The 19,286-nt window shown below is 38.8% G+C and carries 15 protein-coding genes and 2 pseudogenes; 8 read left to right on the top strand and 9 right to left on the bottom strand.

Annotation, left to right across the window (positions count from 1 at the left end):
• Positions 1-121: 121 nt before the first annotated feature.
• Genes GSF09_RS00965 through GSF09_RS00930 form a run of 8 tightly spaced genes read right to left on the bottom strand, consistent with a single transcriptional unit; the run spans position 122 to position 8,490 of the window.
• On the bottom strand, positions 122-2,608 hold the full coding sequence (locus tag GSF09_RS00965) for a PIG-L family deacetylase (RefSeq protein ID WP_159799053.1): 2,487 nt from the start codon (positions 2,606-2,608) through the stop codon (positions 122-124).
• Between the two features lie 16 nt (positions 2,609-2,624).
• Positions 2,625-3,152, bottom strand: a complete 528-nt coding sequence (locus tag GSF09_RS00960; RefSeq protein ID WP_159799052.1) for a mechanosensitive ion channel domain-containing protein — start codon at positions 3,150-3,152, stop codon at positions 2,625-2,627.
• A complete protein-coding gene (locus tag GSF09_RS00955) occupies positions 3,149-3,739 on the bottom strand; it encodes a Maf-like protein (protein ID WP_159799051.1) in 591 nt (196 codons plus the stop codon). The genes GSF09_RS00960 and GSF09_RS00955 overlap by 4 nt, the downstream gene beginning before the upstream one ends.
• Positions 3,732-4,619 carry a prenyltransferase gene (locus GSF09_RS00950; protein ID WP_159799050.1) on the bottom strand — a complete coding sequence of 296 codons (888 nt, stop codon included), beginning with the start codon at positions 4,617-4,619 and terminating at the stop codon, positions 3,732-3,734. Before GSF09_RS00950 ends, GSF09_RS00955 begins: the two co-directional genes overlap by 8 nt.
• 18 nt (positions 4,620-4,637) lie before the next feature.
• Positions 4,638-5,165, bottom strand: coding sequence for an HAD family hydrolase (locus tag GSF09_RS00945; RefSeq protein WP_159799049.1), 528 nt, complete (start codon positions 5,163-5,165; stop codon positions 4,638-4,640).
• Positions 5,149-5,910 (bottom strand): Rossmann-like and DUF2520 domain-containing protein, encoded by a 762-nt coding sequence (locus GSF09_RS00940; protein WP_159799048.1) that lies wholly within the window; start codon positions 5,908-5,910, stop codon positions 5,149-5,151. The genes GSF09_RS00945 and GSF09_RS00940 overlap by 17 nt, the downstream gene beginning before the upstream one ends.
• A 53-nt stretch (positions 5,911-5,963) precedes the next feature.
• Positions 5,964-7,889, bottom strand: coding sequence for a M1 family metallopeptidase (locus tag GSF09_RS00935; RefSeq protein ID WP_159799047.1), 1,926 nt, complete (start codon positions 7,887-7,889; stop codon positions 5,964-5,966).
• Between the two features lie 10 nt (positions 7,890-7,899).
• Positions 7,900-8,490, bottom strand: a complete 591-nt coding sequence (locus GSF09_RS00930) for a hypothetical protein (RefSeq protein WP_159799046.1) — start codon at positions 8,488-8,490, stop codon at positions 7,900-7,902.
• A gap of 212 nt (positions 8,491-8,702) precedes the next feature.
• Between GSF09_RS00930 and ccsA the strand changes: the two genes are divergently transcribed.
• From ccsA to GSF09_RS00910, 4 genes are read left to right on the top strand one after another with little or no spacing between them, the layout of a single operon-like run.
• Positions 8,703-11,828: a cytochrome c biogenesis protein CcsA gene (ccsA, locus tag GSF09_RS00925; protein WP_159799045.1), complete on the top strand. Its 3,126-nt coding sequence runs from the start codon at positions 8,703-8,705 to the stop codon at positions 11,826-11,828.
• 27 nt (positions 11,829-11,855) lie between these two features.
• On the top strand, positions 11,856-12,440 hold the full coding sequence (locus GSF09_RS00920; protein WP_159799044.1) for a glutathione peroxidase: 585 nt from the start codon (positions 11,856-11,858) through the stop codon (positions 12,438-12,440).
• Between the two features lie 10 nt (positions 12,441-12,450).
• Positions 12,451-14,106 carry a 2-succinyl-5-enolpyruvyl-6-hydroxy-3-cyclohexene-1-carboxylic-acid synthase gene (gene menD / locus GSF09_RS00915; RefSeq protein ID WP_159799043.1) on the top strand — a complete coding sequence of 552 codons (1,656 nt, stop codon included), beginning with the start codon at positions 12,451-12,453 and terminating at the stop codon, positions 14,104-14,106.
• Between the two features lie 39 nt (positions 14,107-14,145).
• Positions 14,146-14,976: a S1 RNA-binding domain-containing protein gene (locus tag GSF09_RS00910; protein WP_159799042.1), complete on the top strand. Its 831-nt coding sequence runs from the start codon at positions 14,146-14,148 to the stop codon at positions 14,974-14,976.
• A 20-nt stretch (positions 14,977-14,996) separates the two neighbouring features.
• On the opposite strand, the gene GSF09_RS00905 is transcribed toward GSF09_RS00910, so the two are convergent.
• Complete coding sequence (locus tag GSF09_RS00905) at positions 14,997-16,196, bottom strand: serine hydrolase (RefSeq protein ID WP_159799041.1); 1,200 nt, start codon at positions 16,194-16,196, stop codon at positions 14,997-14,999.
• A gap of 214 nt (positions 16,197-16,410) precedes the next feature.
• Here GSF09_RS00905 and GSF09_RS00900 point away from each other — a divergent pair, with 214 nt between their 5' ends.
• The 4 genes and pseudogenes from GSF09_RS00900 to GSF09_RS13820 form a co-directional block, all read left to right on the top strand.
• Positions 16,411-17,253 carry a 1,4-dihydroxy-2-naphthoyl-CoA synthase gene (locus GSF09_RS00900; RefSeq protein ID WP_201309306.1) on the top strand — a complete coding sequence of 281 codons (843 nt, stop codon included), beginning with the start codon at positions 16,411-16,413 and terminating at the stop codon, positions 17,251-17,253.
• Positions 17,241-17,804: a PH domain-containing protein gene (locus GSF09_RS00895; RefSeq protein WP_236564828.1), complete on the top strand. Its 564-nt coding sequence runs from the start codon at positions 17,241-17,243 to the stop codon at positions 17,802-17,804. Before GSF09_RS00900 ends, GSF09_RS00895 begins: the two co-directional genes overlap by 13 nt.
• Positions 17,776-19,209: pseudogene (locus tag GSF09_RS00890) on the top strand (PH domain-containing protein); the annotation flags it as partial. The gene GSF09_RS00895 and the pseudogene GSF09_RS00890, both read left to right, overlap by 29 nt.
• Positions 19,197-19,286, top strand: a pseudogene (locus tag GSF09_RS13820) (hypothetical protein); the annotation flags it as partial. The pseudogenes GSF09_RS00890 and GSF09_RS13820, both read left to right, overlap by 13 nt.

Genomic DNA, 19,286 nt, shown 5'->3' with positions numbered 1-19,286 from the left:
TTTAGCAGCAATACCAGCGAATAGCTTTTTTTCCATTTTCCGGGATTGTCTTTCATCTGCGTGTGTTTTATTATGTTATTAAATAGGACTTTAAAAATCCTCTTTTGTTACATTGACAAGGCTATTTACCAATACCTATAAGGTTAGCCATAAGCCTGTAGGCACCAGAAACTCCTTCGGGCAGTTCCCTGAAAAAGCTCAACCCGGTATAAATATAATAACCTTTGCCATATCTGGCTACCAGTATAGCCCCTTTTTTAGGAGATTCGCCTTTATCGTTAGATGCTATAACCGGCGTAAACTCTTTTCCCCATTCATCAGGGTAATATAAACCCTGTTCCTGTACCCATCCCTGAAAATCCTTTTGCGATATTTTATTTGGATAATTTAACACGGGGTGTGTGGGGTTTAAAAAGGTAACTTTTGCATCTTCTTCCGTTACCCTGTCGCGTGAAATCCTTAGAGGGTAAGGCGCAATATCCCTTGTTGCCAAATGTCCTGTTGTATTATATTGTACTATAAGGTTGCCGCCGTTTTCCACATAATTAAACAGGATGTGTTGTTTTAAGGCAAGCGCATCAAGAACGTTATAAGCCCTTACACCCATAATTACAGCATCAAAGCCGTTAAGTGTTTCGGCAGAAATGGCTTCGGGGGTTAATAGTGCCACTTCATATCCCATTTGCTTAAGGCTTTCGGGAACGTTATCGCCGGCTCCCATTATATAGGCTATTTTTTCACCTTTAATTTTTAAATCTGCCTTAGTAAACCGGGCTATTGATGGCAGTAACACCTGCTGCATGTTTATGTGGGGGTAATCTATTATAACCTGCTCGCGGTCATACTGCCTGTTATCTATTATAGCTATGCTTTTGGCTGTAGCTTCGGCAGGGTGGGGTGGAGGGGTAACTTCAAAACTCACTACGGTTTCACTTCCCTTTCTGTCGAGCTCAAAAGGAATGAATGAAGGAGAAACTTTCCATCCATCAGGCAATTCAAAAAACAGGTTGCCTTTGCAATTGTCTTTACCTGCCGTTATTTTTACAAGAGCAGTCTGCGGTTTGTTATCCTTAAACAACTGCACTTTATTAAGTATCCTGGTTGTTACCTGTGGCACTATGTCAAGCGGCTGATAGGTTTCCCCTTTAACGGGATCATTAAGTTTATGGGTTAAAAGCCGGGTAAATGATATTGGCGTTCCATTTATTTCAACTGTAAAAACAGCTTCGGTTTCCCTTATAACATCAGGTTTGCCTATTTTTTGCAGGTCGTTTACAATATACATCCCCGAAGTACCTTTTTCCTGAAGCCAGTAAGGGGAGGTGTATTGCGCATCTACAGGTATAGTTATTTCCGCAACATCTTCTTTTCCTGCATTATCCTTTAAAGGCAGGTTTAATTCAATAGTACGGTTTTGTGGCAAAATTGTAATAGATTTTAATGTCATTTCCACATTGCTGCGGTTTATGGCTTCCCAGTGCATTTTTACACTGCCGCCGGGGGTAACCGACTGGCTTTCGCTGTAGGCTTCCATATATAGGCCTGCGCAGGCAGCAATTATAGTTTTTAACTCCTCCAGCTTTACATTTTTCCAGTATCCGTTTTCCAGGCTGTTAATCTGGTTATAAACATCTATAAGCCCCGGAAGCGCAGCAGAAGGATTTTTAAAATCATATGTTTTAATTATAGCTGAAATGGCCTCACCAATGGCTGCGCCGTTTTTTACGCGGTTCCATGTGGTATCAATACCTTCAAAAAGGTTTTGTTTGTCCTTTAAATTATCCCCTTTTATAAGCTCCAGGTATTCCATATCATCACCCCGCGCACCCGATGTGCCAAAACCCTGCGATTTATGCTTGCTTCGGCTTAATGCTGCAATTTCCTGATTGGAGAGCCCAAGCATAGGGTAGTAAGTACCTGTGCTTAAATTTATGTATTTAGATTTATCGGCTTTTTCAAAATTTTCCCTGCCTCCAAAAAACCACCACGAAACATTAAACAATACCCTTTTAGGCTGCCATACGGTTGTATATTTTAACTGCTGTGGTTCATAATTTGGATCATTAGCCAGGTAATATGCCTCCTGTGTAAGCATGGCCGAAGATGTATGGTGCCCATGGGTTGAGCCGGGAGTCCTGTGGTCAAAACGGTTTATAATAACATCCGGCCTGAACTTACGGATAATCCAAACCATATCCTGCAATACTTTTTCCTTATCCCATATTTCAAGCGTTTCATCCGGTATTTTAGAGTACCCGAAATCATTTGCCCTGCTGAAAAACTGTTCACCTCCGTCAACTTTTCGCGCCTCGATAAGTTCCTGCGTGCGTATTACACCCAACAGTTCCCTTAGTTCCAAACCTATAAGGTTTTGACCTCCATCGCCACGGGTTAGTGACAGGTAACCAGTCCGTGCCATTTCTTCATTAGCCAAAAAAGAAATTAAGCGTGTATTTTCATCGTCAGGGTGTGCAGCTATATAAAGTGCCGAACCTAAAAAGTTAAGCTTTTGCAGCTTATGGTATATTTCAACAGATGAAGGCTTTTCCGGTTGCGAAAAGGCTTGTAAAAAACATAAGGTAAAAAAACAGGCAAATAATTTTTGCATGGCTTATTAATGTATTTTAATCGTAAAATTCTTTTTCTTCCTGCTTTGTAGGCACAATGGTTACACTTTTTTGCAGCAACAGGCTGTTTGGATAAGTAATCAGTTCTCCTTCCGACGTTCGTAATATGGTGTGAAATGCTTTTATATCCTCAATCTGTGCCTCAATAGGAAAATCTTTATCGTGTATCTTTATAGTATCACCTATTCGGAAGGGAAATGAAAAAAATAAGATAATGCCTGAAGTGATATTGCTGAGTATAGACCATTGTGCAAAGAATGCAACGCCTATTACAGCAAATGTTGCTGAGAATAATGCATAAAGCTGCTCTGTTTTTACGCCCCATATAGCAAAAATTACTATGCACAGCAGTATGGTCATTAAAATATCTATATACTTTGATATCAGGTTTGTCCTGTGCTCGGATAAATGGGAGATGCGCGCATACCTGCCTGTAAACTTTTTTATAAGGATGCTGAGCAACCCAAAAAAAGCCAAAGCGATTATGGTGCTTACTGCCGGGGTAAAATATTCTTGGCTCATCATATACCGAAAGCTATTTCTTTTAAATGGTGATATAATTTATCTATCGGCAGCCCTACCACATTGGCATACGAGCCTTGTATTTCAGCTATGGCAACAAGCCCTATCCATTCCTGTATGCCATAGGCACCCGCCTTGTCAAAAGGCTTATAATTATCAAGGTAATATTTTATTTCCTCTTCACTTAACGTATTAAATGTAACACTGGTTGTTTCGTTAAAAACTACAGTGTTATTTATGGTTTTTAAACAAACGGATGTAATTACTTTATGCGTATTACCCGAAAGGGCAGTAAGCATGGCCAACGCATCGTCATAATCCTTCGGTTTCCCTAAAGCTCTATTGTTGTACCATACAATAGTATCACTGGTAATTACTATATCATTACCTGCAATATCCGTTAAAGCAGAAGCTTTTAACAGGGCCAGGAAATCGGTAATTTCCGCACCTCTAAGTGTTTCGGGATAAATCTCCTCAACATCTTTAAGCCTTACTTCAAAGTCTATGTCAAGTTCCTTTAAATACTGCTGCCTTCTTGGCGAGCCCGAAGCCAGTATTACATTGTACCCTTTAAGTTTTTCCCTAAGCATGCATGTTAATATTTAAAGTTACCACCATTGCCGATAAAACCGTAAATAATAAAACCAGCTTCAGTATAATTATAAGGTGTGTAAAATCTTTACTTGTTTTTGCTCCCCATATTTTTATCATAAAATAAATAAGAGGCCCTGCAATGCATAAAAGCCCATAACCTAAAGCCCATATAAGGTTTGTAATATATTTATCGGCATAATAAAAAAGCAGGCCTAACGGCAGTAATGTTAAAAAGAAAGCAATTTTTGCAGTACGCTCCTTACCCGCTACAATAGGCAGGGTAGTGTTGCCCGAATTATAATCGGCATCTGTATTGCGAAGGTTGTATACCAGCGTGAGTATTATACTGATTATAAAGATAAACAGTGTATAATCCAGCATTAAATCAAATATTGTAGCCAGGTATATTTTATTATCAGGCATAATGACAGGGTACAGGTTATAAATGCCTATAACTATAATTACCATTGCTATTGCAGTGGCAATAATAAGATTGCTTATTAACAGTACCTGCTTTAAACTTGTGGCATATAAATATATAATAGCTGCAGCTATTACATAAACAGCCACTATAATAGGTTTATTTACAATGGTGCCTAAATAATAACCCAAGCCGACACCGGCAAGCGTAAAAAGAGAATAAATATTATAAATTTTTCCTTCACTGTAACCGTGTTCATTGGAGGCGAGCACATTATTTATAAAAAATCCCCCGGCGGCAACCAGTAAAGTTGCCAGTACCATTAATAAATATTGCCATGTGTTCAATGCGAGCGGAAGCCCGGGCTGCAAATCAAGAAAACCAAAGCGGAGCACAATTAACGCAAAAGCAATTAATATAAGATTGTTATAACTGATTAACTTAAGTAGTTTCATTTAATTTTTGTTAATTGATTAATCATAGCGGGCATTAAAGTGTTCCATCCACCTGCCCTGAACCTTCATCACCTGTTCTATTACATCCCTAACGCAGCCTGTACCACCTTTTTTATGAGATATATATTTGCTTATTTCCTTAATTTCAGGTGCAGCATCCTGCGGGCATACCGGCAGCCCTACCAGTTGCATTACATGATAATCAGGAATGTCGTCGCCCATATATAACACCTGTTCAGGTTTTATATTATATATGTCGGTAAACTCATTAAATGTTTCTACTTTGTTAGGTACTCCAAGGTGTATATCGGTAATTCCCAGGTTACGTAGTCTTATCCGCACACCTTCATTACTTCCGCCCGAAATTATACATACCGTATAACCATTTTCAACAGCGGCTTTCATGGCATAACCATCGCGTATATTCATATTGCGCAGCATCTCGCCGTTAGGGGTTACATGTATAGTGCCGTCTGTAAGTACACCGTCCACATCAAAAATAAATGTGGTAATGTCATTCATTAATTCTTTATAGCTTTTTGCCATTTTCCTGTATGGATTGAGATAATGTTTTGTATATAAGTTTATATGTTTCGTTTTTAAGGGATGCCATGTGCTTTTCCATTGTTTTAATATCGTTGCGTATTGCCGGGCCGGTTTGTGCTTCCTGTGGCGGGAGTTGCTGTATTTTATTAGCTGTTTCGGCGATAAGGGGTTTCAGTACATCAAAAGGCACATTGTTTTCACGGCACAGGTTATAACCAATGGTGTACATATGATTAACAAAATTGCTTACAAAAACTGCCGACACATGTAAAGACTGCCTTTGTATGGAATTGATGGTATATACTTTATCAGAAACAGATTTTGCAAGCGTTTCCAGTATTTTATAGTCTTCTGTATCTTCACTTTCAAGGCAAAGCGGAATATTTTTAAAATCCACATCCTTATTCTTGGAAAATGTTTGCAACGGGTAAAAAACAGCCCTTCGGTTTTTAGCATCAAGCTGCTCTAAAGCTACACTGCCCGAAGTATGGGCAACAAGCCTGTTGTTAAAGGGCAGGGCAGAGGACACTTCTGCCACAGCACCGTCAGTTATTGAAATAATATAAATATCAGCAGGCTTAAGTTCCTTTAGGGAAGCTGTTATACTATCCGTAGGTAATAGATGGGCCAGTTTTTCGGGTGTGCGGGCATAAGCCTGGATAAGGGTAACGGCAGGCAAGGCACTAAATACCTTAATAAGGTGCTGTGCCACATTACCCGAACCTAAAACAACCACTTTTAGCATGCCGCTAAATTATTAAAAATTAAGCCGGCTAAAAAGTGCCGGCCTGTTAATCATTACTCATCCCTTATCCAGGAGTTATCACTTCCATTAATGTCAGGGGTGTACCTGCCGGGGTCTATATCTATAACTTTTATTTTTTTAGGAGATTTTACAAGATAATCCCATTCATTCTGGCGCTGCCATACCTCCACAGGCAAAGTCCTTGTTTCTTGTGTATCATCTTCAAATATTATTTTAAACACCACAGGCATAGGCATTTCACCTTTATTGGTAAATGTTATAATAGTTGAATCACTATTATCAGTTACCTTGCTTATTCCCAAGTCTATATTTGCATTTGAAATAAACCACCCCCTCCAGAACCAGTTCAGGTTTTCCCCGGCCACATTTTCCATGCAGTTATAAAAATCTGTTGGCTGCGGGTGTTTATAGGCCCACGCTTTTATATATGCCCTGAAAGCATTATCAAAACGCTCGTGCCCCAGTATATATTCCCTTAGCATTATTAAACCCGTTGCGGGTTTGTAGTATGCCGTATAAGCAAGGTTCATGCCTTGTGCCACATCAGGGTAGGTAGAAATACTTTCCCTGCCACGCCATTTAAACCACATTACCCTGTTACGGCTTTTGGCAATATCAGTGGGATATTCACCATTATTAAAAGCAAGCGTGCTGTAATAGTTTATAAATGTATTAAAGCCTTCATCCATCCATGCGTGGCGGCGTTCATTGGAGCCTACAATCATGGGGAACCAATTGTGCCCAAATTCATGGTCGGTAACATCCCAAAGCCCTGCCCCTTTAGAGTCGGCATGGCAAAATGAAACCCCGGGATATTCCATTCCCCCAACGTTTGAAGCTACATTAACCGCATTGGGGTAAGGGTATTCAAACCACATTTTTGAATAATGCTCTATTGATGCCTTGGTGTATTCCGTAGAGCGAGACCATGCCTTTACGCCATCGCTTTCGGCGGGATAAACAGATTGTGCCATTGATTTTTTACCACCTGGCAGGTTAATACGTGCCGCATCCCAGATAAAAGCTGTGGAGGAGGCAAAAGCCACATCGCGGGTATTTTTCATTTTAAAATGCCAGGTTAGCTTGCCGTTTTGCACCGGCCTTGTAAGGCTGGTATTGCCCACTTCCTCCGGAGCAATAAGATATACGGTTTTATCGCTTTCCTGTGCTTTTTCCCACCGATTTAAAAGCTCTTTAGTAAGCACATCTTTTGCGTTTACCAGCTCTCCCGAGCCTACAACAATATGATTATAGGGTACGGTAATTTTATAATCAAAGTTGCCGTATTCAACATAAAATTCACCTGCACCAAGATAAGGTTCTGTATTCCAGCCGGTAACATCGTCAAAAACAGCAACTCTTGGATACCATTGCGCCAGGGAGTATATAGTGCCTTTATTGGTTTTGTATTGCCCCATCCTGTCCATTCCTTCTTCGGGTATTTTAAACTCGAAATTCATGGAAACGGTAGCTTTACCGCCTTTTGCCTTAATAGGCTCATTAAAAAACACCTGCATCCTTGTATCCGAAATAAGGTATTTTGATGAAGGCTTGCCTTTACTTTTGGCTGAAAGGCCTGTTATTGTTATGCCTCCATCCGTATCGCCTGAGTACCTGTTTCCCATTATGGGGGTGGTAAGCGTTCCCCTGGAATCTTCCGTAAAACGGTTTTGCTCAAGGTACATCCATATATAATCCAGCTTTTCGGGGCTGTTATTATAATAGGTCATGGTAAACCTGCCTTTTATTGTATTGGCTTTATCGTCCAGTTCAGCTTCTATTTCATAATCAGCCCGGTTTTGCCAGTACTCAGGGCCGGGCACACCTGAAGCAGAGCGGTACACATTGCCCCTGCGGTAGGTTATATCATCAAATAACGGCTGGTTATTTTGTTTTACTTCCTGTGCAAACGCGGTAGCACCCAGCAGGAACAACAATAGTATTTTCCTTATTCTCATTATAATTCAATTACATATCAGTTATACATTTAACAGTATTTATAAAAAGGGAAGCCTCAGCGTCTGTAAAAACAAATTCCTGTGTGTCAGTCGCAAGTTTGCCGTTTTTAGTTTCTGTAAAATCTATAGTAAGTTTTTTTATTTTTTTAGTCCTTATTTTATCAAGGCTGGCAGCATTTCCTAAATCCTTGCCCAAAAATACCACAAAATTGCCTTCACAATCCAACTCTTTCATGTGCGTTAGCCCTGCTGTAGTGCCATCGGCAAATACAATATTCATTTTAGCATCTTCCTTAACGCATTTTACTGCCCTGTCGGCCGGCCCGAATGATAAAATTAAAGCAGATGAACCTTTTAAAACAAGTATAGACAAACCGTTGTTTTTCCCGTTATTATTAATCTGTATATTTTCTTTGGACGATACGGAAGTTTTACCGTTATCGTAGGTTTTGGTTTTTATATACCGGCCGCAATCGGCATAAATCCATGTACCGTCACTGTTAAGCAATACACTTTTACCATCTTTGGTTGTGGCTTCAGTTTGTGCTAAAGCGTTAACAGATAATGCCAATACAGCGGCTAATAAATAAATTTTCTTCATGTGTTTTGGTTATAGGTTGTAAATTCAAATATAACAGTTGGTTTTAATATTTACACTATAGCTGTAAATTTTATAAAATGAATTTCTATTTACTGTGTTTTTGTTAAAAGAATGGTTAGAATAGCATTGCTTATTATTTAATTTTTAAAAAGGCTTTTAAAAGTGAAGTTTTAAGTATTTTTGCAGGAATATAAAATTACTTCCGTAACCTTATGGACAAAATAATTTCCTTTTTATCCTCCACACGTTTAATGGCCATACTTTTTATTGTTTTTGCACTTGCAATGGGTATAGGTACCTTTGTGGAAGATGCTTACAATACTGATACTGCACGTATATATATTTACAACGCATGGTGGTTTGAGGCCATAATGCTGTTTTTCATGATTAATTTTATTGGTAATATAAAGCGTTACAGCCTTCATAAAAAAGAAAAATGGGCTACTTTATTACTTCACCTTTCATTTATATTAATAATTTTCGGGGCTTTTATTACAAGGTATATAAGTTACGAAGGCAGGATGCCCATAAGGGAGGGTGCTGAAGAAAGCCGTTTTTATTCAGACGGGACATACCTTACTGTTTTGGTTGACGGGGAATACCAGGGGCAAATGCGCCGCCGTACCTTTGAAAAACATTTATTATTATCTCCTGTAGCCAATAATGATTTTTCATTATCGGGCAAGTTCAACGAAATACCCTTTGAGGTAGAATACAAAGATTTTAAACTTGGAGCTAAGGAAGTAATAAAAGAAGATCCTGCCGGGGTACATTATATAAAACTTGTTGAAGCCGGAGATGGCGGCCGCCATGAGCATTACTTAAAGGAAGGTGAGGTGCAGAGCATCCATAATATACTTTTTGCTTTTAATAAACCTACCGAAGGAGCCATTAATATAGGGATGGATGGAGACAGCTATACAATCTCTTCTCCCTTTGAAGGTGATTTTATGCGTATGGCCGACCAGTTTAAAGGCAATGTAGTAAAAGATTCGGTACAGCCATTAATGCTGCGTTCACTTTATAATATGGCGGGTACCCGTTTTGTTTTTCCTGAACCGGCTATTAAAGGCAGGATGGATTATGAGTCTAATAACGATTACAAAACAAGGGAAGATGCAGCCCTGACCGTTACAGTACGTTCTGAAGGGCAGGAGCGGGATGTAACTCTGTTGGGGAATAAGGGAAAAATGGGAATTCCGCAGTCGTTTAAATTAGGGAATTTAGAATATACGCTTTTATATGGCAGTAAAGTATATGAACTTCCTTTCGCAATAAAGCTTAATGACTTTATTGCGGAAAAATATCCCGGAACGGAAAAAAGCTATGTCTCCTTTGAGAGCCAGGTAACAGTTACAGATGCGGAAAACAATGAAAGTTTTGATGCGCGTATTTATATGAACCACGTACTGGATTATAAAGGATATCGTTTTTTCCAGTCCTCTTTTGATGATGATGAAAAGGGTACTGTGCTTTCTGTTAACCATGATTTCTGGGGAACCTGGATTACCTACATAGGGTACTTCCTTTTATATATCGGCCTTATGGCAATACTTTTTGATAAAAATACCCGCTTTGGCGACCTGAAGCAAAAACTGAAAAAAGTAAGAGAAAAGAAAGCAGCCATAATTACTTTTTTACTGTTATTCCTAAGTATTGGCGGCTATGCACAACACTCGCATGAAAAGCCTTCTCAAAAGCAACTCGATTCGCTTATACATAAATATAAGGTAAGTGAGGAACATGCTGCAAAATTCGGACGTGTTATTATACAGGATGCAGGGGGCAGGATGAAACCTGTAAATACTTTTGCTTCAGAACTGCTGCGCAAGGTAAGCAAGAGCGATACCTACAAGGATATGAATGCCGACCAGGTGTTCTTATCCATGTCTATGCTGGACCAGGCATGGTTCAATATACCTGTAATTTACCTTAAAAGGGGTAATGACAGCCTGAGGATAATTGCAGGGATTGAAAAGGATGCAAAATATGCTGCCCTATCTGATTTTTTTGATGATAAGGGAAATTATAAACTCTCCGACAAGTTAGACAAAGCCTACAGGGAGGCAGTACCCACGCAATTCCAGAAAGATTATATGGATATTGGCAGGCGTATAGACCTTTTATATTCGGCATTAACAGGGCAGATATTAAAGGTTTTCCCTGTACCGGGGGATAAGAATAACAAATGGGTTTCCTACCTTGAAGTAAACCAGCCCACCAATACTGCACTGGATACCATTAAAAATGTGGTGCCATTTTATATACAATCGCTGGCTAAGGCATCGGAAACTAATGATTATACTACCGCCAACAGCTTGCTGGAGGGGCTTAAAAACTACCAGCATAAGTATGGTGCTGAAGTCATGCCCAAAGATGATAAGGTAGAGGCAGAAATACTATACAACAAGTATGATATATTTAAAAAGCTGTTTTCATGGTATATGTATGCCGGTTTGCTTATGTTGCTTTTTGTTATAATCAACATTTTTAATAAGAGAAAGGAAATTGGTATTGCCGTAAAAACCTTTCATGTAATTATAGCTATCCTGTTTGCACTGCATACTGCAGGACTTATTGTACGTTGGTACATATCAGGCCACGCACCTTGGAGTAATGCTTATGAGTCGGTTATTTATGTAGGTTGGGCTACTATGTTCTTCGGGCTTGCATTTGGCAGGAAATCGCAGCTAACAGTTGCTGCCTCTGCCTTTGTAGCCTCTATTGTGCTTATGGTGGCACACTGGAACTGGACAGATCCTGAAATTGGCAATCTTGTACCGGTACTTAATTCCTACTGGCTGATGATACACGTAGCTGTTATTGTGGCCAGCTATGGCCCGTTTACACTCGGTATGATATTGGGGCTTGTGGCTATGTTGTTAATGCTGTTTACCAATAGCAGGAATAAGGTAAAAATGGACTTGAATATAAAAGAGATTACCTATATAAATGAAATGGCACTTACAGTAGGGCTTGTTATGCTTACTATTGGTAACTTCCTCGGCGGGCAGTGGGCCAACGAAAGCTGGGGGCGTTATTGGGGCTGGGACCCTAAAGAAACCTGGGCTCTTGTAAGTATAATGGTTTATGCCTTTGTTATACACATGCGCCTTGTACCTGCACTGCGTGGTTCATGGTTGTTCAACTTTTTTAGCGTGATGGCATTTGCATCAATATTAATGACATATTTCGGGGTTAACTTTTACCTTACAGGTCTTCATTCTTACGCCAGTGGCGAAGTCAGGACACCAATGTATTTTTTCTGGATGGCACTGGGGGTAGTTATACTGGGTATAATATCTTTTATGCAATACAGGAAATATCTTAAAAAGTAATTTGTAACTTTAAATTATATAAAGCTTATGAAAAGTGTACTGTTATTAACCTGCGGACTCTTGTTATTAAGTTGCCAGAACCAGGCACAAAATAAACAGGAAAACAAAACTCAAAAAATTAAGCCGATGGCCAAACAAACCATATACCAGTTTAAAGTGAAAGACCTGTATGGAAATGATTTTGATTTTTCCACACTTAAAGGCAAAAAAATAATAATAGTAAATACAGCGTCCAAATGTGGGCTAACTCCACAGTATAAAGACCTTGAAGCCATTTACAAAGAATATAAAGATAAAGGGCTGGTTATTGTAGGTTTCCCGGCTAATAATTTCGCAGGGCAGGAGCCAGGTACAAATGAAGAAATAGCTTCATTTTGTGAAATGAACTATGGCGTTACTTTCCCTATGATGGAGAAAATATCTGTAAAAGGAAATGATATGTCGCCGGTATATAAATTCCTGACGCAAAAAAGCCTGAATGGCCTACAGGATAGCGAGGTAGAGTGGAATTTTCAAAAATACCTGATTAATGAAAATGGCGAGCTTGAAAAAGTAATAAGTCCGCGTACCTTACCTACAGATGATGAAATTGTAAGCTGGATTAAATCCTGATAATTGAAAAATGACCTATCCTGAAATTCCTTTAGCGCAAAGCATTATACAGATTTGCCTTGCCAAAGGCGTTACCGATATTGTAATATCACCCGGATCGCGAAATGCACCTTTAACCATTGGTTTTGCAAGTAACCCTGCCTTTAAATGCTATAGCATAGCCGATGAGCGCTGCGCAGCTTTTTTTGCAACAGGTATGGCGCAACAATTACAAAAGCCGGTTGCTGTGGTTTGTACATCCGGTTCGGCTTTGCTTAATTATTACCCAGCTGTAGCAGAAGCTTTTTACAGCCAGGTGCCTTTGGTGGTGATTTCTGCTGACAGGCCGCATGATAAAATTGATATTGGGGATGGGCAAACTATACGACAGGAAAATGTATATGCCAATCATATACTGTTTTCTGCCAACCTTACAGAAGGTGCTTCTGCCGTAAACGACCATAAAATAAGTGAAGCGATAGATACTGCTGTAAGCCAAAAAGGGCCTGTACACATTAACGCCCCTTTTGAGGAGCCTTTATATCAGACAGTCGATAACTTGACTGTAAAGACTGAAATTCCTGATAGTACTGTTAAAGCGGAAAAAGCAGAAGAAAATTTAGAGCCTTATATTTCTGAATGGAATAAAGCCGAAAAAAAATTACTGATGGTCGGGGTTAATAATCCAGACACCATTGATATAGATGTTATCAACAGGCTTGCTCAGGATCCTTCTGTAGTTGTGATGACAGAAACTACTTCCAATCTGCATCACCAATCTTTTATAAGTAATATTGATACCGTTATTACCCCTTTTACAGAAGAAGATTTTAAGGCATGGCAGCCGGAAATATTGCTCACTTTTGGGGGTATGGTAGTTTCAAAAAGGGTAAAAGCATGGTTGCGCAACTATAAGCCTGCAAATCATTGGCATATTGATAAGCTTAGGGCGTATGATACCTACGGCGCCCTCACAAAACAATTTAAGGAAACCCCAAATCATTTCCTTAAAAGATTTTTACCTTTAACAGAAGCCAAAAACAGTAATTACAGCCGTATGGCTGAAACAGTAAAGGAATACAGAAAGGTAAAGCAAGAAGCCTACCTGCAAAAAACGCCTTTTTCTGACCTGAAGGCTTTTGATATGTTACTGCCTGAAATCCCCGATTATTCGCAACTTCATATCAGTAACAGTTCGCCTATACGCTATGCACAGTTATTTTCAATTAAACCAGGCATAGAAGTATTTTGCAACCGTGGCACAAGTGGCATTGATGGCTGTACATCAACAGCAATTGGTGCGGCTGTTGCAACCGAAAAGGAAACGTTTTTAATAACGGGTGATGTAAGTTTCCTATATGACAGCAATGCTTTGTGGAACAATTATATACCTGACAATTTTAAAATAATCGTAATAAATAATGGTGGTGGCGGTATTTTCAGAATATTGCCCGGACACAGGGAAAATGCCGTATTCAATACTTATTTTGAAACTGCCCATACTTTAAACGCATCACATTTGGCAGCAATGTATGGTTTTGAATACATAAAAGCAGATGATGAAAACAGCTTAAGTTCCGGTATAGCAGTATTAAAACAATCATCTGTAAAAGCTATATTGGAAATTTTTACACCAATGCTGGTAAATGATGAAATATTGAAGCAGTATTTCAAGGAATTGATATAATATCAGTTCAAAACCGTATCTTTAATTAACTGTAATATAATGATTGAAATAGGTAAATACAATACACTAAAAATAGACCGCACTACTTCTGTAGGGCTTTTTCTTACAGATGGTAAAACAGATGTTTTACTTCCAAAAAAATATGTACCCCGTACTTTTGAAATTGGAGACGAAATAGATGTCTTTATATACCTTGACCAGGAAGAACGTCCTGTGGCTACAACATTAAAACCGTATATCAGACTTAATGAATTCGCATTATTAAGAGTAAGTTACATTAATAAGTTCGGCGCATTTGTTGACTGGGGGCTTGAAAAAGATCTTTTTGTGCCATTTCGTGAGCAGGCAAGGCCAATGGAAGAAGGCAAGCGATATATTATATATATGTATCTGGATGAAAAGAGCAACAGGTTGGCAGGTTCAAGCAAAATAAGCCAATTCCTGGATAATGAGGAATTAACTGTTGAAACAGGAGAAGAGGTTGACCTGCTGGTTTCGCATATTACGGATATGGGCATTAATGTTATTATCAATCAAAAGCATAAGGGGCTTTTGTATAAAGATGATGTTTATAAGGAATTGAGGACGGGTGATAAATTAAAAGGTTATATAAAGAATATACGCCCTGATAATAAAATTGATGTTACATTACAAAAACAGGGGTATGAAGGCATAGAACCCAATGCTGAAAAAATACTTGATGAACTGCGCTCTGGCAGGGGTTTTTTAAGGCTTAATGACAACAGCCATCCTGAAGATATAAAAACAGTGCTGCAAATGAGCAAGAAAACATTTAAAAAAGCAATAGGCAGCCTCTACAAACAAAAACTTATTGATATAAAAGAGGATGGCATTTATCTTTTAAAGTAATAAGGTTTAAGGCAAATTAATTATTCAGGCGCATCATCCTTTTCGCCTTCAATGGGGTAGGAGCCAAAAAGGGTTGCCATTTTCCATATTTTATAAGGCTTGTAGGAAAACTTATTAGATAACGCTATCATAACTACAGTGTCTTTTTTTAGGGTAACATAGGACGATGTATTGCCATGCCACCAGCCATTATGGTAAAATAATTTTTCGCCGGTTTTCCATTCGTGCAGCCTTATGCCGAGCCCATAATTCTTTACACCTTTGTGCTCATAACTGTATCCCCTGAATACTTTTTTAACCAGGTCGGGGTCAAGAAAGTTATTACAATAGTTGGCAAGGTCAAATTTTAATAAATCACGGGGAGTTGAGTATATATTTTTATCTCCGTAAACATCATCAAGAAAATCAAAACCATATAATACATTATTGCCTTTATAAGAACGGCTTGCAGTAGCTTTATGTTTTTCATAATCAAAAACATAGGTGTTTTTCATGCCTAAAGGTTCAAATAACATTTTTTGCATTGCATCGCGGTAGTTATTCCCGGTAATTTTTTCTATAACCAAGGCAAGCATGGCGTAGTTAGTATTGCAATAGCCGAATTTCCTGTCAGGTTTAAAATACAGGTTGAATTTATGCTTTGCCAGCAGGTTCAGTATATCCTGGTTGTGCAGCATGCTGCGGTTCCATATTTTGCGGTCGTCGCAAAAATAGGCATAGTTAGGAAGCCCGCTCCGGTGGTTAAGAAGCATTTTTATAGTTATTTCCTTGTAGGGGAATGTAGGCAATATAGTGTTTACCTTCTGGTCTAACTCAAGCTTGCCGCCATCTATAAGTTTCATAATTGCTGCTGCTGTAAATACCTTACTTACAGAGGCTATATGCAAAGGTGTATCAGCGGTAATCTCTTCTTTAGTGGAGCGGTTGGCATAGCCGCCATATGTTTCATAAATAACCTGTCCGTTTTTAGCAACCAGGAAACCGCCGCTCAAATCATCCTTAGGCCAGTTCTTTTCATAAAAGCTTTTTATGCTTTCTTCTTTAAGTTTTTTTTCGGGGCTTTTAAGCTTTTTCAGTGTTACCTGTAAGTTATTAAACTGAAAAACAGTATCTTCTGGATTTTTAATCTCCACTTTATGTTCAGCCAGCAAAGGCTTTTCTTTTTTACAGGATATAACTGAGAGTGCTAATATATAGGGTAAAATTTTTGAAATCTTCATTTTTTAATATGCATGAAAAGCAAATATAAACATCACAATTTTTTTAGGCAGGTATTATTTTACAGTTTAACACTAAAAAATATAATTTTATTGCTGGCAGATGATTTAATGTTTTGAACAAAAGAAGTTTAGGGGCTGTATGATAAATACACATGCAGGCTGTTATTGAAAAATACTAAAAATGGCTTATTTTTACGCTAAATAACTTTACAACATGAGTACTATTAACTGGAAAACAGTAAAAGAATTTGAAGATATAACATATAAAAAATGCGATGGTGTAGCACGTATAGCCTTTAACAGACCCGATGTGCGCAATGCATTCCGTCCCAAAACAACAAGCGAACTTTTTGAAGCTTTCCTTGATGCAAGGGAAGATACTTCTATAGGTGTTGTCTTGCTTTCGGCTGAAGGCCCCTCATCTAAAGACGGCATATATTCATTTTGCAGCGGTGGCGACCAAAAAGCGCGCGGGCAACAGGGTTATGTTGGGGATGATGGCATGCACCGCTTAAATATACTTGAAGTGCAAAGGCTGATACGCTTTATGCCAAAAGTGGTTATTGCCGTAGTGCCCGGCTGGGCAGTGGGCGGGGGGCACAGCCTGCATGTAGTGTGCGACCTTACCCTTGCCAGCAAAGAACATGCTATATTCAAACAAACGGATGCGGATGTTACCAGTTTTGACGGAGGCTACGGCTCGGCTTACCTGGCTAAAATGGTAGGGCAGAAACGTGCAAGGGAAATATTCTTTTTAGGGCGCAACTATTCAGCACAGGAAGCCTATGAAATGGGTATGGTTAACGCCGTTATACCGCACAATGAACTTGAAGATACTGCTTATGAATGGGCACAGGAAATATTGGCAAAATCGCCAACATCTATCAAAATGCTCAAATTTGCTTTTAACCTTACTGATGACGGTATGGTAGGGCAGCAGGTTTTTGCAGGTGAGGCAACAAGGCTTACTTATATGACAGAGGAGGCTAAAGAAGGGCGTGATGCTTTCCTTGAAAAAAGAAAACCTAACTTTAAAGACATTAAGTGGATACCCTAATGGATTTTACCAACAACACAGTTGATTTAAACGAACTGCCAAAGTTTGAAGATGCAAATCTGACAAAGATCCATCCATCCTATTTAAAAATAGTAATGTTTAACATTGCTTTGTTTTATGGGATTTTTGCCATAGCCGCAGGATTAGCGTTTTACTACTTTCCGGAGATAAGGCCTTATTGGCTTTTGGTTTCTCTTGTTTATGCTTTTTTGGTTATAGTATCTATAACCGTTTCATATATAAGTTTTAAAAATAAAAGTTTTGCTTTCCGTACACATGATGTAATTTACCGTACCGGGGCTATAGCCATAACCACTACTATTATACCCTATAACCGTGTGCAGCATGCTGCCATTCATGAGGGTTTTTTATCGCGCAGGTTTGGTTTGGCCAAGGTGGAAATTTTTACTGCCGGGGGTGTGAGCAGCGATATAAAAATACCGGGGCTTGAAAAAGGACTTGCCGAAAAAGTAAGGTACCTTGTAATGGGTAAAATAGATAACAGTAAGGAAGAGGAAAAAAATGCAGGACAGCCCGAAGAACAACTTTAGCCATCCGCAGCGGCAATCGCTTGTGGGTGTTGTGGTAATGTTTGCCGATACCATACAGCAAACAGCGCGTGCGCTTTGGCCTATACTTATTGTATGGATTTTGCGTATTGATGAAATGAATAAAATATATTTACTGGCTACAGCCATAGCTGTTTTTGTTTTAGTAAGTATTATAGCCTATTTAAAGTACCGCAACTTTACCTTTTTTCTTGATGAAGAGAATGAAGAATTTATTGTAAACACCGGTATTATAAATAAAAGCCGCCTTGCCATTCCTTTAGATAAGATACAGCAGGTAAATATTAACCAGTCATTAATCCAGAAGTTTATAGGTGTGCATGAGCTTCAGGTTGATACGGCAGGAAGCAGCGAAAAGGAAGTTTCTATTAAGGCAATAACCCACGAGCTTGCAAGCGAGCTTAAAACCCGGCTTTTGGAAGGCAGTAAAAACAGCACAAAACAGGTTTTGGAAGCTGATAGTGCCAAAACTTTAAACCAGAAGGAATCCATCCCTTTTATAAAAATAAGCCTTGCCAGCCTTTTTAAAACCGGTATAACATCAAATTACGCTCGCAGTTTTGCGCTGTTGTTTGCTTTTTTTATCACTGTTTTCCAGTATGTAGAGGATTTTGTGGAAGCGACAGGATATGAAGATGACCCTTTTGATACTATTAATACTGAACTGGTACTTAAATTTTTTGTTTTAATCATACTATTTATAGTTGTGCTCACGCTGCTGGTTAACCTTTCGCGTACCATCCTTAAATATTATAATTACCAAATAACAAAGCAGCAAAATGGTTTACTGCTATCTTTTGGACTTTTAAACACAAGGAACACAATAATAAAACCTGAAAGGGTACAGTCTGTAATTGTAGGAGGGAATTTCTTTCAGAAAAAAATGAATATTAATGACCTGAAAGTAAGGCAGGCCTCGCATTTACAAACTACTTCTAAAGAACAGCAGAAATCGGCAATAGAGATACCGGGATGCAGTAACAGCGAAACCAATGCATTATTAAAGATACTGTTGGAACAAATACCGGAAAGGGGAGTAATGCTAAAGCCAAATTTCAGGAAATTACTTATGAAGGTTATTTTTACCCTCATAATCCCATTGGGTATTTATTTTTCACTGGCATATACTGTAGCTTCAGATTTAAAGGAATATTTTATTTCATTACCCTTTTATGTAATTTTTGTACTACTTATTATCGCTTTTAGTTTCAGGAATTACAGGCTGTTTGTAAATGATGAATTTATTATAAAGCAAAGCGGTGCCTGGGATGTTGATGTAGAATATCTTGCCCCGCATAAAATACAAACCATCAGCCTTACACAGTATTTTTGGCATAAGTCGTTAAATATTGGTATTGTTACCATACATACTGCCGCCGGTGCATTAAGCTTTGGCCTCGCCGATTACTCAAGGCTAAAGCAGTTTGTAAATTATTGGCTGTACCAGGTAGAAACTACCAATAA

The organism is Flavobacterium sp. MK4S-17, assembly GCF_009848495.1.
GTDB lineage: Bacteria > Bacteroidota > Bacteroidia > Flavobacteriales > Flavobacteriaceae > Flavobacterium.
This window is presented reverse-complemented; position numbering and strand designations above follow the sequence as displayed.